Consider the following 13,511-nt stretch of genomic DNA (forward strand, 5'->3'; position numbering starts at 1 on the left):
GATCCGCTATCGCCTGGTAATGGCGTCCACGACGGCGCCGAGGGCAGCACCGACCTTGGCGGCGTCGGTCCCGCCGCCCTGGGCGACGTCGTCCTTGCCGCCACCGCCGCCGCCGAGGATGCCTGCGGCGAGGCGCACCAGGGCACCGGCCTTGACTCCGGCTGCCCGGGCGGCTTCGTTGGTGGCGATCAGGATCACAGGACGGTCGTTGCTGACACCGGCTACCGCGACGGCGGCGGGCTCGGACCCGAGACGCGTCCGCAGGTCCAGGGCCAGGCCGCGCAGGTCGTCCGCGCCGCTGACCTGGCCGGCGTCGTGCGCGATGACCTTGACGCCGGCGGCATCCTGGGCGGTGCCGACCAGCTGGGCTGCGGCGGCCGTGAGCTGCTCTTTGCGCAGCCGCTCGAGTTCCTTCTCGGCCGTCTTGAGCTTGGTCAGGGTGCTGGAAATCCGGTCCGCGAGCAGCCCGGAGGGAACTTTCAGCATTTCCGTGAGCTCGGTGACGAGCGCCCGCTCCGCGGCCAGGTGCCGGAACGCGTCCATGCCCACGAAGGCTTCGACACGCCGGTTTCCTGAGCCGACCGACTGTTCGCCGAGCAGGGACAGGCTGCCGATCAGCGAGGTGTTCTCGACGTGGGTGCCGCCGCAGAGTTCCCGGGACCATGCGCCGTCGATTTCCACGACGCGGACCTCGTTGCCGTAGTTCTCGCCGAACAGTGCCATGGCGCCGAGCGCCTTGGCCTCGGCGAGCCCCATGATCTTGGTCTCCACCCGGAAGTTGTTGCGGATGGCGATGTTGGAGACTTCCTCGATCTCGGACCGGGTGGCGGCGCTCAGGCCCTCACCCCAGGCGAAGTCGAAGCGCAGGTAGCCGGCCTTGTTGAAGGAGCCGCGCTGCAGGGCCTCCGGGCCGAGGATCTGGTGCAGGGCAGCGTGCACAATGTGCGTGCCGGTGTGGGCCTGCTCCGCGGCGTGGCGGCGTTCCCGGTCCACGGCGGCCTGAACCAGCGAGTCGGCACCGATTTCGCCTTCGCGGACGATTGCCTTGTGGACGCTGAGGCCCTTGACGGGGCGCTGGACATCCAGGACCTCGACGACGAAGCCGTCGCCGGTGATCAGCCCGGTGTCGGCAGCCTGGCCGCCGGCTTCGGCGTAGAACGGCGTCTCGGCCAGGACCAGTTCGATTTCATCGCCGGTCGAGGCCTGGGCGACCTTCCGGCCGCCGGAGAGGATGCCGCGGACCTTGGACTCGCCCTGGAGCTCGGTGTAGCCGGTGAAGACTGTCTCGCCGGCGGACAGCAGCTCCTGGAAGGCGCTGAGGTCAGCGTGCGACCCCTTCTTGCCCTTGGCGTCGGCCTGGGCGCGCTGGCGCTGCTCGAGCATGAGCTTGCGGAACTCGGGCTCGTCGACTTTCAGCCCGGCCTCTTCGGCCATTTCCAGGGTGAGGTCGATCGGGAAGCCGTAGGTGTCATGCAGGGCAAAGGCGTCGGCGCCCGAGAGCGGCTGGTTGGCGGCCTTGGATTCCTTGACGGCGTCCTCGAGGCGGGCGGTGCCGGACGCGATGGTGCGCAGGAACGCCTTCTCTTCGGCGTAGGCAATCCGGCTGATGCGTTCGAAGTCGGTCTCGACGATCGGGTAGACACCCTTCATGGCGTCCCGCGAGGCCGGCAGCAGTTCCGGCAGGCAGGCTTTTTCGACGCCGAGCAGGCGCATGGAGCGGACGGCCCGGCGGATCAGGCGGCGCAGCACGTAGCCGCGGCCCTCGTTGGAGGGGGTCACGCCGTCGGCGATCAGCATGAGGGCCGAGCGGATGTGGTCGGCAACGACGCGCATGCGGACGTCGTCCGTGTGGTGCGGGTCCTCGGCGGACTCCGCGGAGGTGTACTCTCGGCCGGAGAGGGCCGCGGCCCGGTCGATCACGGGGCGGACCTGGTCCGTCTCGTACATGTTCTCGACGTCCTGGAGGATCATCGCGAGGCGCTCCATGCCCAAGCCCGTGTCGATGTTCTTCTTGGGCAGCTCTCCGGTGATGTCGAAATCCACCTTGGAGCGGACGTTGTCGATCTGGTACTGCATGAACACGAGGTTCCAGATCTCGACGTAGCGGTTTTCATCGGCGATGGGGCCGCCCTCGACGCCGTAGGACGGGCCGCGGTCGTAATAGATCTCCGAGCAGGGACCGGCGGGGCCGGGCTGGCCGGTGGACCAGTAGTTGTCGGACTTGCCCATGCGCTGGATCCGCTCGGCCGGCATGCCGGTGTTCTTCAGCCACAGCTGCTCGGCCTCGTCGTCCTCTTCATAGACGGTGACCCAGAGCCGCTCCGGCGGCAGTCCGTACCCGCCGTCGTCCACGCTGGTGGTCAGGAGCTCCCACGCGAACTTGATGGCGTCTTCCTTGAAGTAGTCGCCAAAGGAGAAGTTGCCGCACATCTGGAAGAACGTGCCGTGGCGGGCGGTTTTGCCCACTTCCTCGATGTCACCGGTCCGGATGCACTTCTGCACACTGGTGGCCCGCTGGTAGGGGGCCTCCTCACGGGCGGTCAGGTACGGGATGAACGGGACCATGCCGGCGACCGTAAACAGCAGGGACGGGTCGCTGGAGACCAGGGAGGCGGAGGGGACGGCGGTGTGCCCCTTGCTGACAAAAAAGTCGATCCAGCGCTTGGTGATCTCCTGCGACTTCATGAGCTGTTTTCTTACCCTTCAATATTCACTGCGTTATGTGGCCCGCGTCTGTGCTGCGCGGGACAAGCTGAGGACCGGCACTGATCCGGGCCCGTCAATCTGGTACCCGTCACCGGGGGCGTCGGCGCGCCGTCACCCCCGGTGACGGGCACCTTACTTACTAATTCTCTCCCGGCTAGCGCCGGACCGCATCCCGGCGGGCGACAGTGCCGCCGGCGGCGAGGTCCGTTGCCGTCTCGATCCCGAGGGCCGTGCGGAGTTCTGACTCCCGCTCGCCCATGCCATCGCGGACCGCATCGGCGAAGTCGAGCAGGCCGTCCGTCAGCCGTCCGACGGCCCGGTTCAGGCCTTCGGGGCCGAGGGCGGACTGCGCTTCGGTGACTTTGCGGAAGGCGATAACGCCGATCGCGACGCCGATTCCCATCCAGATGATTCTGTTCATGTCAGGTGCTCCCGAAGTGTTTAGCGGCTGCGGCGGCCGGTGGCGGGCTTTTTGCGGGTGCTGAAGGCGGAGCGCACGCCGTAGCTGAAGGCTGCCACCTTGATCAGCGGCGAGCCCACGGTGGCGGCCATGAGCGAGGACAGCGCCGAGATGTTGGCGGAGGCGTCCGAGACGTTCGAGGAGATGCCGTCAACCTTCTTCAGCTGCTCGTTGGTGGTGGTCACCGTCGCGGTGACCTCGTCCATGAGCGGGGTGGCGCCGTCGCTGATGGAGCGGATAGTGGTCCGCATTTCGTCGAACACTCCCCCGAGCTTCAGGATCGGCACGGCGAGCAGCAGGACCAGCAGTGCAAACACTCCAGCCGCGATCAGGCCGGCAATATCGCCACCAGACATAGACACTCATCTCCTTGAACTGCAGTGGATACCTGCTTGTTGCGTCGGGTTCCGACGGTTTCGCCGACAGTTAAATCCGGCAAGCCGAACCGGCTCCCGGGGAACTCCCCCAAGTACCTTACATACAAAGAAGCCCGCGGCGCTTGCCACGGGCTTCTTTGTAGGTGATGCCTTTTGAATTAGCGTGCGTAGAATTCCACGACGAGCTGCTCTTCGCAGGTCACGGGGATCTCGGAGCGCTTGGGGCGACGCACCAGGCGGGCCTGCAGGGCGTCAAGCTTGACGTCCAGGTAAGCCGGAACGATCGGCAGGACGTCGCGGTGAGCGCCGGCTGCTGCAACCTGGAACGGAGGCATGGTCTCGCTGCGGCTGTGAACGTGGACCAGCTGGCCCTCGCCGACGCGGAAAGACGGGCGGTCAACGCGGATGCCGTCAACGAGGATGTGGCGGTGCACAACCAGCTGGCGGGCCTGGGCGATGGTGCGGGCGAAGCCGGCACGCAGCACGAGGGCGTCGAGACGCATTTCGAGCAGTTCGATCAGGTTTTCACCGGTCAGGCCCTTGGTGCGGCGTGCTTCTTCGAAGGCACGGGTCATCTGGGCTTCGCGGATGCCGTACTGGGCGCGCAGACGCTGCTTTTCGCGCAGACGTACGGCGTAGTCGGAGTCCTGCTTCTTGCGGGCACGGCCATGCTCACCGGGGCCGTACGGGCGGCGCTCCATGTACTTGGCGGCCTTGGGGGTCAGAGCGATGCCGAGTGCACGCGAAAGGCGTGCGGTACGGCGAGCACGAGTGTTGTTAGCCACTTGTGTCCTTCCAATATCTGCGGTGTGTCAGTGTTACTGGCCTCCACGATGGAGAGCATCGGCCAACCGCTGCCTTTTGCTACTGGGCACAGGGCAACCCTCATCGAACCGAAGTTTCCATGGATTGTGCGTCCGTGCCTTGCCAGACAACGATCCAGCCTACCAGATCCGGCCGGCGGACCGAAGTCAGATTCTGGCGTGCGCTCCCCGGACACCGCTGCGCCCGAAGGACGCCGCGCCCAGGAATTCCACGGCCACGAACGGTTTCGGGCCCACCACCCATTCGTCGTGTCCCGGCGGAATCGCGTAGGTGTCGTTGGCGTGGATCGTGGACCGCAGCCCTTCGGCCGTTTCGACTTCCATTTCACCGGAGATGCAGAAGCCGAGATGGTGGTGCAGGCAGACGTCGGTCCGCTCGTAGGGTCTGGTGTTCTCCGACCACCGCCAGCCCGGGCCCAGGATCAGCCGGGCCACCGAGTAGTCGTTCACTGTGCAGAGGTCGAATTCGGCCTTGTCCGGGCACCGTTTCTTGTCCGGCACATCGAAGGACTTCACTGCCATGGCTGTAACGAAGTTGATACTCATGGGACACCTGCCGGGGAGGGACGGGAACGCTCGCGCTGGATGAGCTGGGTTGGAGCGAAGCCGGCTGCCGTTCCGGGGTCCGGAACGAGGGAGCCAGCGATGTGACCGCGCTGTCCCCTGCGCCGCACGGACGGTCAGCAGATCCATGCCGCCGTAATTCCACGTTAGACCTCTTGGCCCCTATGTCAACGGCGGATTCCGGCGCCACGGGCCGCCGCCGACCAGCCGCAGGTCACGGGCGTTCACTTGCCGCCCACGTGCCTTTCAGGTGCCGCGGATGATCCTCCGAAGCCGCTCGAGCCGGGTGGCGATGTCGCGTTCGGCCCCGTTGCCGGTGGGTTCGTAGTAGTTGCGCCCGACGAGGTCGTCCGGCGGGTACTGCTGCGTGGCGACGGCGTGCGGGGCATCGTGGGCGTATTTGTAGCCCTTGCCGTGGCCGAGCTGTTTCGAGCCCGGGTAGTGGGCGTCGCGAAGGTGGGCGGGGATGCCGTTCCCGAGCCCGGCGCGGACGTCGGCGATGGCCTGGTTAATGCCCATGTACGCGGCGTTGGACTTCGGCGCGGTGGCCAGATGCACCACGGCCTCGGCGAGGATGATGCGGCCTTCCGGCATGCCGATCAGCTGTACGGCCTGGGCCGCCGCGACGGCGGTCTGCAGCGCAGTCGGGTCAGCCATGCCGACGTCCTCGGCCGCCGAGATCACGATCCTGCGGGCCACGAACCGGGGGTCCTCACCCGCCTCCAGCATCCGGGCAAGGTAGTGCAGCGCGGCGTCGACGTCGGAACCCCGGATCGACTTGATGAACGCGCTGGCGACGTCGTAATGCTGGTCCCCGGCCCGGTCGTAGCGGACGGAGGCGACATCCAGGGCGCGCTCCGTGTGCTTGAGCTCGATCTTCACCGGGGCCGCCTCGGGCGCCCCGCTGGCTGTGCCGGCTACGACTGCGTCAGTGTCGTCCGCGTCCCCGAACGCGACACCGGCCGCCGCCTCGAGCGCGGTCAGCGCACGCCGGGCGTCCCCGCCGGAGAGCCGGACGAGGTGTGCCAGGGCCTCGTCGCTGAGTTCCACTTTGCCGCCGAGCCCGCGGTCATCCGTTGCGGCCCGCAGGAGAAGGCCCTCGACGTCGGCGTCGGTGAGCGGTTTCAGGGTCAGCAGCAGCGAGCGGGACAGCAGTGGGGAAACGACGGAGAAGGAGGGGTTTTCGGTGGTCGCGGCGACCAGGACCACCCAGCGGTTCTCGACGCCGGGCAACAGGGCGTCCTGCTGGGCCTTGTTGAAGCGGTGGATCTCATCCAGGAAGAGGACGGTGGTGGTCTTGAACAGGTCGCGCGCGGTCAGGGCTTCGTCCATCACGCGGCGGACGTCCTTGACGCCGGCGGTGATGGCGGAGAGCTCGACGAACTTCCGCCCTGGGCCCTTGGCAATCACATGGGCAAGGGTGGTCTTGCCGGTACCCGGAGGACCCCAGAGGATCAGTGAACTGGGACCCGCGGGGCCGGTGGCGTCCGTGCCGGCGGCGAGCTGGCGCAGCGGCGAGCCTTGGCCGAGTAGGTGCTGCTGGCCCACGACATCATCGAGGGTGCGGGGCCGCATCCGGACGGCGAGGGGGCTCCGCGGGGAGACCCGGCGGCTCTCGCCGGTCTGGTCAGCGTCGCCGTCATCCTCGGTAGCGGCGCCGCCGTCCCGCCCTGCGCCAAAGAGATCATCCACATAGATAGGCTACTTCTAGTTCCCGCCTGTCCAGACACCCTCATAACGGAGACCCCGCCATGACAATCCCCGACACCCGTGTGGCCTTCGTCTCCGGCGACCGGCTGCCGGGCTGGGTGGACCGCTTCGCCGCGAGCCACGGCGCACTGGTGGAGGAGGAGCTCGACGCAGGTCTGCAGCTGCGCGCCGCCGACGGGGCCGTGGCTCTGCTCCAGGCGCCATGGCCGGTGGACGGCCGTCCTGGGCGCGGCGGCGACGCCGTCGCCCGCCTCGCTTCCCTGGCGTCCCAGTCGCGGGGCATCGGGGCGGTACTGGTCCGCCGCGGCGGTTACTCGGTGGCGGTGGTGAGCGGCGGCGCCGTGCTCGCGTCGAAGACCGGTACACGGCATGTCCAGTCCCGGACGGCTGCGGGCGGCTGGTCGCAGCAGCGCTTTGCCCGGCGCCGGGCGAACCAGGCCGAGGCGCTGGTGGAGGCCGTTGCGGAGCATGCCGGGCGGATTTTCGCGGAGCACCCGATCGAGTATCTGGCTCCCGGCGGCGACCGGACCCTTGCGGACCAAGTGCTCGCCGAACCGGTGTTGAAGCAGTACGCGGCACGGCCGAGGCTGGCGTTCCTCGACGTCCCGGATCCGCGCGCCGCGGTACTGAAGAAGGCGGCCACGGACCTGTGCGCGGTGCGGATCCTGGTGACGGATCCGCAGGCGTAGCAGTTGCCCGATTGGCCGCAGCTGCTCTTCGGGCGCCAACGTAAGTGTGACCGGGGGTAGATCACACACAGTGGAACAGGCCGCCGTCCGCGGAAAGACTGTCCGCGCGTGCTGGCCAGCCCGGATCGTCCGTTTCCGTGTCGGCAAATGGGTGCCCGGCGATGAATTGGTGCCAGTCCGGGAACGGGTCCGGAGGCAGTTCAATTTCGGGCTCCGGAACGGGATTCTGGCCGGGATGGCAGTCCGGAAGCGGTTCCGGTTCGCAACGATGTCCTGGATACGCGGGCAAGCCTCGATCCGGGCCCGTGTCGGGGCCGGGTTCCGGGCCGGGTTCGTCCGTGGCCGGGATGTGGGGCAGCCAGTCTTCGGGCCAGTGGGGTGGTTCCCAGTCCTGGTGTTCGCTGGGATAGTAGCGTCCCGACGGGGAGGTCCAGCCCGGCGGGTGGTCCTTGCTGGCCCGGGCCGGTGTCCAGGCGGAGGCGTGTTTAAGCCGGTGGTGTTTCGGGCAGGGCTGGCCCAGGTTCGAGATCCCGGTGGTGCCGCCGTCGGCCCAGGCCAGGAGATGGTCTGCATCGTTGTCCAGGGAGTGGTTGGCGCAGCCGGGGAACGGACACCGGCCGTCGCGGAGCCGGAGCCAGTGGCGCTGGGCCGCCGTAAGCCGGTAGCTGGTCCGGCCGATTTCCAGCGGGGCACCGTCCCGGGGATCGGTCAGGACCCGGGAGAAGGACCCGGCGCCCTCGGCGATCAGGCGGCGGGCCATCGAGGGCGGGATCGGCCCGTACCCGTCCAGGACGGCCGGTTCGTCGGTGGCGCCGAGCAGAGCCAGGACCGGGACGGTGACCAGAACCTGCGCCCGCGGGACCGGAACAAGCCCACCCGCCCCCGCACGAGCTTCCGCCCCCGTGCCGGTGCCGTTGCCGCCGTCGGCCGTTCCACCGTTTGTTCCGCCGCCGGGCGTGCCGGCGGTGAGGAGCCAGGTGGCGGTGATGTCGGCGCGGAGCTGGGTCAGGGTCCGGGGCTCGTCCGGGCCCTGGAGGGCGCGGGCGGCGGCGGTGGCCCGTTCCCAGATCCCGGCGGCGGTGTCGGCCGGGAAATAGGCCGAGAGCCAGGCCATGCCGTCCCGGTCCGGAGCGTACTCGACCCGCCGGTCCGCGGCGCTCGTGGCGTGGCGTGCCTCGATGCCGGCCGGGTGGTGGCGTTCGCGCCAGGCGCGGGCCTTGGCTCGGAACCGGGACGGAACGAGCTCCCCGGCCGGGCAGCCGCGGGCCGGGTTGGGTGCTTCGGGGTCCAGGAAGTGCGCTTCGAGCCCGGCCGCCCCGGCCGCATCCAGGCTGCTGGTTTCGTCCACGATGATCCGTGCGTGCTGCCAGGAGATCGCCCCGGACTCAAGGGCGGCCAGGGTCAGCGGCAGCGCCGTCGTCAGGGCGTAGGTTTCGGCGAGGAGGGCTGCGGCGGCGCGTTCGCTGACCGTCAGGACACAGGCGACCTCGGCCACCAGTGCCATCTCCTGTACGGCGCGGTCCCGCGGTGACGGCGCCGGCGGCGCCAGGAACCTGGTTGCCTGCGCGTAGTCGGCGGTCAGCCGCACCCTCAACGCGGCCATCCGGGCCTCCATCCGGGCGACCTCGGCGAGCCCGTCCAGGCAACCGTCCGCCAGCCGCCGCAGCGGATCGCCGTTTCCCACCGGGTCGGCAGCAGGCGCATCGTCGCTAGCGGCCGATCCGGCCAAGGCGGCAAGCGCGGCAACCGAGGCGGCGACGGCTTCTATCGCCGCACCGCTCTCCGCGCTCAACGCTGTCCCGCTCTCCACACTCAGATCATCTCAGGAGGCACCGACAGAAATAGCGACATAGGCTGTCCTCGAGCGTGAGCATTGAGCCGAGGGACATCCCGCGACACCGGAGTGACCTGAACGGCGGGAGCCGGAATCCTTAGCAGCCGGTCAGGTGCCGCTTGGGCCTGTCCTGACGGTAGAGGTAGAGGCCGGCTTCACGGAAGCCGGCGCGGGCGTACAGCTCACGGGCACCGGCGTTGGAGGCCATGACCAGCAGCCAGTACCCCGCCAGGCCGCGGGGCCCGCCCTCGTGCAGCAGCGCCCGGACCACCCGGCCGCCATAGCCCCGACGCCGTGCATCCGGACGCGTTGCCATGCAGTACAGCCCGCCCCACCCGGGCCCGGACGGGCCGGTGTTGGGCAAGGCGAGGCGTGCGACGGCGGCCGGCGCGCCGCCGTCGTCTCGCACCAGAGCGTACAGCGAGGGGCACCCTTCGAGAATGCCGCGGGCCACGGCGAGCTCGTCCGCTCCCCCGCGGCCGTCGACGCTCCACCACAGCTCCAGCCATTCCGCCGACGGCCCGGCCGAAATTTCCACGGCAAGTTCGGGGGCGCCGACGCCGGACTCCACGCCGGACTCAGCACCGGGAACATGGACCAGCACCAAGGTTTCGGACTGCCGGGTGAACCCTTCGGCGTCGAGCACCGCGTTGAGCGCCACGTGGCGTGGGCCGTCAAAAATTTGGAAGATGAGCGGAAGCCGCCGGCTGCGGTACCAAAGCCGCGCGTCACGGACTGCGGCGAGCTGCCGGTGCGGATCCTCGCCGGGATCCCTCGGCCAGACCGAGTTCGCCCGCTGGGTCACCCCTGACGCCGCCCGCAGCACCCACCCGCCGGATTCCTCGCGCTCCGCGGCAGGCCACGCTGCATCCATCAGCGTCTCCAGCCCGGGGACGGATCCAGGAATCATCCCGGGGCGCGGGTCCAGGTTCATCGGGCTACTCCGTCCGGGACGAATGCGGGCAACTAATGACAGACGGCAGGGACTCCCCGGTTGCCCGGGGAGCCCCTGCCGCTGAAGCTCGCAGGCTAGTCCCTGCCGTCCTCAGGCTTCTTGGGCTGCGGCTTGAAGTCGACGCCGGCTTCCTTGCGCTGCTGCGCCGTGATGGGAGCGGGAGCCTGGGTCAGCGGGTCGAAGCCGCCGCCGGACTTCGGGAACGCGATGACGTCGCGGATGGACTCCACACCGGCCAACAGGGCAACCACACGGTCCCAGCCGAAGGCGATGCCGCCGTGCGGAGGGGCGCCGAACTTGAAGCCCTCCAGCAGGAAGCCGAACTTGGTCTGGGCGTCTTCCTTGTCCAGGCCCATGAGCTCGAAGACGCGTTCCTGGACGTCGCGCTCGTGGATACGGATCGAGCCGCCGCCAATTTCGTTGCCGTTGCAGACGATGTCGTAGGCGTAGGACAGCGCCGATTCGGGATCGGCGTCGAAGGAGTCCATGAACTCGGGCTTGGGCGAGGTGAACGCGTGGTGGACGGCGGTCCACTTGCCTGCGCCGACGGCGACGTCGCCGGAGGCGACCGCAGCGGCGGCCGGCTCGAACATCGGCGCGTCCACGACCCAGCAGAAGGCCCAGTCAGCAGGGTTGATGAGCCCGGTGCGGTGGCCGATCTCGACGCGGGCAGCGCCGAGGAGCGCGCGGGACGGGGTCTTCTCGCCGGCTGCGAAGAAGATGCAGTCACCGGGCTTGGCGCCGACGGCGTCGGCGAGGCCCGCCCGCTCGGTCTCTGTGAGGTTCTTGGCGACGGGACCGGCGAGTTCGCCATCCTCCTTGTACAGGACGTACGCCAGGCCCTTGGCGCCGCGCTGCTTGGCCCACTCCTGCCAGGCGTCGAGGGCCCGGCGGGCCTGGGAGGCGCCGCCGGGCATGACGACGGCGCCGACGTAGGGCGCCTTGAAGACACCAAAGTTGGTGTCCTTGAAGAATTCGGTCAGCTCGGTGAGTTCCTGGCCGAAGCGCAGGTCCGGCTTGTCCGAACCGTAGCGGGCCATGGCGTCGTGGTAGGTGATGCGCTGGATCGGCGTCGGGATCTCGACGTCGATCAGCTTCCACAGGGCCTTGACGATGTTCTCGCCCAGACGGATGATGTCGTCCTGCTCCACGAAGCTGGCCTCGATGTCCAGCTGGGTGAATTCCGGCTGGCGGTCCGCGCGGAAGTCTTCATCGCGGTAGCAACGGGCGATCTGGTAGTACTTTTCGAAGCCGCCCACCTGAAGGAGCTGCTTGAACAGCTGCGGGGACTGCGGCAGCGCGTACCAGGAACCCGGCGCCAGGCGGGCGGGAACCACAAAGTCGCGGGCGCCTTCCGGCGTCGAACGGGTCAGCGTGGGGGTTTCGATCTCCACGTAGCCGTCCTGGTGGAGCAGTTCGCGGGCCACCCGGTTGGCTTCCGAACGCAGGCGCAGGTTACGGGCGGGGCCGGGGCGGCGCAGGTCCAGGTAGCGGTGCTTCAGGCGTGCTTCCTCGCCCACCTCAACGTGTTCGTCGATCTGGAACGGCAGCGGATCCGAGGTGTTGAGGATCGTGACCTTCTCGGCCATGACCTCGATCTCGCCGGTGGGAAGCGCCGGGTTCTCGTTGCCGTCGGGACGCTGGGAGACGGTGCCGACGATCTGCAGCACATACTCGTTGCGCAGTCCGTGGAAGACTTCTTCTTCACGGACCACAACCTGGGCGACGCCGGACGCGTCGCGCAGGTCAACGAATGCGACACCACCGTGGTCACGACGCCGGCCGACCCAGCCGGCGAGGGTTACGGTTTGTCCAATGTGCTCGGAGCGAAGTGATCCGAGGTCATGTGTGCGCAGCACAGCACGCCTTTCTGAAGAAGACAGAGGGAAAATCAAAAGCGATAACAAAACAATGACGTTCTAATAGGATCGCTACGGGAACGATCCCGTTCGAGTTTACCCGTTGGAAAGGCCCCTTTTGCCATGGCAACCCGGCGCAACGGAACCCAGCCCGGCGACCAGCCCCCCGGTCAGCACCGCGATCAGCCCGGCGGCCGCCCCGGCCCGCAGCGGCCACACCAGCGGCTGCAGCGCCGCCTCGGCGTGTTCGATTCCACGGCAATCGGCCTGGGTTCGATGCTGGGCGCCGGCGTGTTCGTCGTGTTCTCCCCCGCCGCAGCCCTGGCCGGGCCGCTGCTGACACTTGCCGTGGCCGTGGCCGGCGTCATCGCCTACTGCAATGCCGTCGCGTCGGCCCAGTTGGCGGCAAGGTACCCCGACAGCGGGGGAACTTACGTGTATGGGCGCCGGCAGCTCGGCCAGTGGCCGGGCTTCATTGCGGGCTGGGGTTTCATCACGGGCAAGACGGCGTCCTGCGCGGCGATGGCGCTGACGTTCGGGCACTACGTGGCGCCGGCCTATGCCACGCCGCTGGCGGTCGCCGGCGTCGTCGTCCTCACGGGAGTTAATCTGCTCGGCATCACGCGGACCGCACTGCTGACCAGGATCCTGCTGGCCGTCGTGTTGGCCACGCTCGTCTTCGTCGCCGTGGCCTCCCTGCTCGGTCCGCACTCGGCGGGCGCCCCCGCCGTGTCGGCGGCGCCGGCCTATCCCGCGCCGCCCTCCGGCGGCTGGGGCGTCCTTCCCGCGGCGGGGCTGATGTTCTTCGCCTTCGCGGGTTATGCGCGGATCGCCACCCTCGGCGAGGAGGTCAAGGATCCCGCCCGTACCATCCCGCGGGCCATCCTGGCCGCACTGGCCGGGGCCTTCGTGATCTACCTTGGCCTGGCCGCGCTGCTGCAGTGGCACCTGCCCCCGCAACAGCTGGCGGGTTCGACGGCGCCGCTGCTGGACGCGGTGGCGGTCTCGCGCCTCGGCGCCGGCGTCCCGTTCGTCCAGGCCGGAGCGGCGGCGGCCTGCCTCGGCGCGCTGCTGGCCCTGATCACCGGGGTCGGCCGGACCACGTTGGCGATGGCGCGGGAACGGGACCTGCCCGCCCCGCTGGCCAGGGTGGGCCGCGCCCGCACCGTCCCGTTAACCGCGGAACTGGCCGTCGCCGCCGCCGTCGTGGTCCTGCTGCTGAGCACCGACGTGATGACCGTGGTCGGCTTTTCCAGCTTCGGCGTGCTGGTCTATTACGCCGTGACCAACGCCGCGGCTTTCACGCTGGCCGGCCGCCCCTGGCATGCGCCGCGCTGGCTCAATGTGCTGGGCTTCCTCGGCTGCCTGGTCCTGGCCGTCACCCTGCCGCCGGCCTCCGTGCTGTTCATGGCGGCGGTGCTGGCGGCAGGGGTGGCCGGGCGGTTCCTCGTCCTGCTGGTACGCAGGACGCGGGACACTAACGGGCCCGCCCGGAAGTCCTAGCCCGCGGCGATTACGCGCACGTGCAGGTCC

11 protein-coding genes are annotated in these 13,511 nt (G+C 69.0%); 2 read left to right on the plus strand and 9 right to left on the minus strand.

Going from position 1 to position 13,511, the window contains the following annotated elements; genetic code table 11:
* Nucleotides 1-6: 6 nt before the first annotated feature.
* From alaS to AC1DHX_RS10145, 6 genes are all read right to left on the minus strand, one after another.
* Nucleotides 7-2,685 carry an alanine--tRNA ligase gene (alaS, locus tag AC1DHX_RS10120; RefSeq protein WP_476858417.1) on the minus strand — a complete coding sequence of 893 codons (2,679 nt, stop codon included), beginning with the start codon at nucleotides 2,683-2,685 and terminating at the stop codon, nucleotides 7-9.
* Between the two features lie 175 nt (nucleotides 2,686-2,860).
* Nucleotides 2,861-3,127, minus strand: coding sequence for a DUF6167 family protein (locus AC1DHX_RS10125; protein ID WP_253906754.1), 267 nt, complete (start codon nucleotides 3,125-3,127; stop codon nucleotides 2,861-2,863).
* A 20-nt stretch (nucleotides 3,128-3,147) separates the two neighbouring features.
* On the minus strand, nucleotides 3,148-3,522 hold the full coding sequence (locus tag AC1DHX_RS10130) for a DUF948 domain-containing protein (protein ID WP_018773156.1): 375 nt from the start codon (nucleotides 3,520-3,522) through the stop codon (nucleotides 3,148-3,150).
* Nucleotides 3,523-3,701: 179 nt separating this feature from the next.
* On the minus strand, nucleotides 3,702-4,328 hold the full coding sequence (rpsD, locus tag AC1DHX_RS10135; RefSeq protein ID WP_018773157.1) for a 30S ribosomal protein S4: 627 nt from the start codon (nucleotides 4,326-4,328) through the stop codon (nucleotides 3,702-3,704).
* 186 nt (nucleotides 4,329-4,514) lie between these two features.
* Nucleotides 4,515-4,913, minus strand: a complete 399-nt coding sequence (locus AC1DHX_RS10140; RefSeq protein WP_028276474.1) for a cupin domain-containing protein — start codon at nucleotides 4,911-4,913, stop codon at nucleotides 4,515-4,517.
* Between the two features lie 264 nt (nucleotides 4,914-5,177).
* On the minus strand, nucleotides 5,178-6,623 hold the full coding sequence (locus AC1DHX_RS10145; protein WP_476857085.1) for a replication-associated recombination protein A: 1,446 nt from the start codon (nucleotides 6,621-6,623) through the stop codon (nucleotides 5,178-5,180).
* A 59-nt stretch (nucleotides 6,624-6,682) separates the two neighbouring features.
* Here AC1DHX_RS10145 and AC1DHX_RS10150 point away from each other — a divergent pair, with 59 nt between their 5' ends.
* Nucleotides 6,683-7,330, plus strand: a complete 648-nt coding sequence (locus tag AC1DHX_RS10150; RefSeq protein ID WP_476858416.1) for an acVLRF1 family peptidyl-tRNA hydrolase — start codon at nucleotides 6,683-6,685, stop codon at nucleotides 7,328-7,330.
* Between the two features lie 61 nt (nucleotides 7,331-7,391).
* Here the strand turns inward: AC1DHX_RS10150 and AC1DHX_RS10155 are convergent, their stop codons facing one another.
* From AC1DHX_RS10155 to aspS, 3 genes are all read right to left on the minus strand, one after another.
* Nucleotides 7,392-9,140 (minus strand): HNH endonuclease signature motif containing protein, encoded by a 1,749-nt coding sequence (locus AC1DHX_RS10155; RefSeq protein WP_476858415.1) that lies wholly within the window; start codon nucleotides 9,138-9,140, stop codon nucleotides 7,392-7,394.
* A 121-nt stretch (nucleotides 9,141-9,261) separates the two neighbouring features.
* Nucleotides 9,262-10,098: a GNAT family N-acetyltransferase gene (locus AC1DHX_RS10160; RefSeq protein WP_476858414.1), complete on the minus strand. Its 837-nt coding sequence runs from the start codon at nucleotides 10,096-10,098 to the stop codon at nucleotides 9,262-9,264.
* Nucleotides 10,099-10,193: 95 nt separating this feature from the next.
* Nucleotides 10,194-11,978 carry an aspartate--tRNA ligase gene (gene aspS, locus AC1DHX_RS10165; RefSeq protein WP_476849310.1) on the minus strand — a complete coding sequence of 595 codons (1,785 nt, stop codon included), beginning with the start codon at nucleotides 11,976-11,978 and terminating at the stop codon, nucleotides 10,194-10,196.
* Between the two features lie 123 nt (nucleotides 11,979-12,101).
* Between aspS and AC1DHX_RS10170 the strand changes: the two genes are divergently transcribed.
* A complete protein-coding gene (locus tag AC1DHX_RS10170; RefSeq protein ID WP_476858413.1) occupies nucleotides 12,102-13,481 on the plus strand; it encodes an APC family permease in 1,380 nt (459 codons plus the stop codon).
* Nucleotides 13,482-13,511 lie beyond the last annotated feature (30 nt).

Source organism: Arthrobacter sp. 05N33_2 (assembly GCF_056397425.1).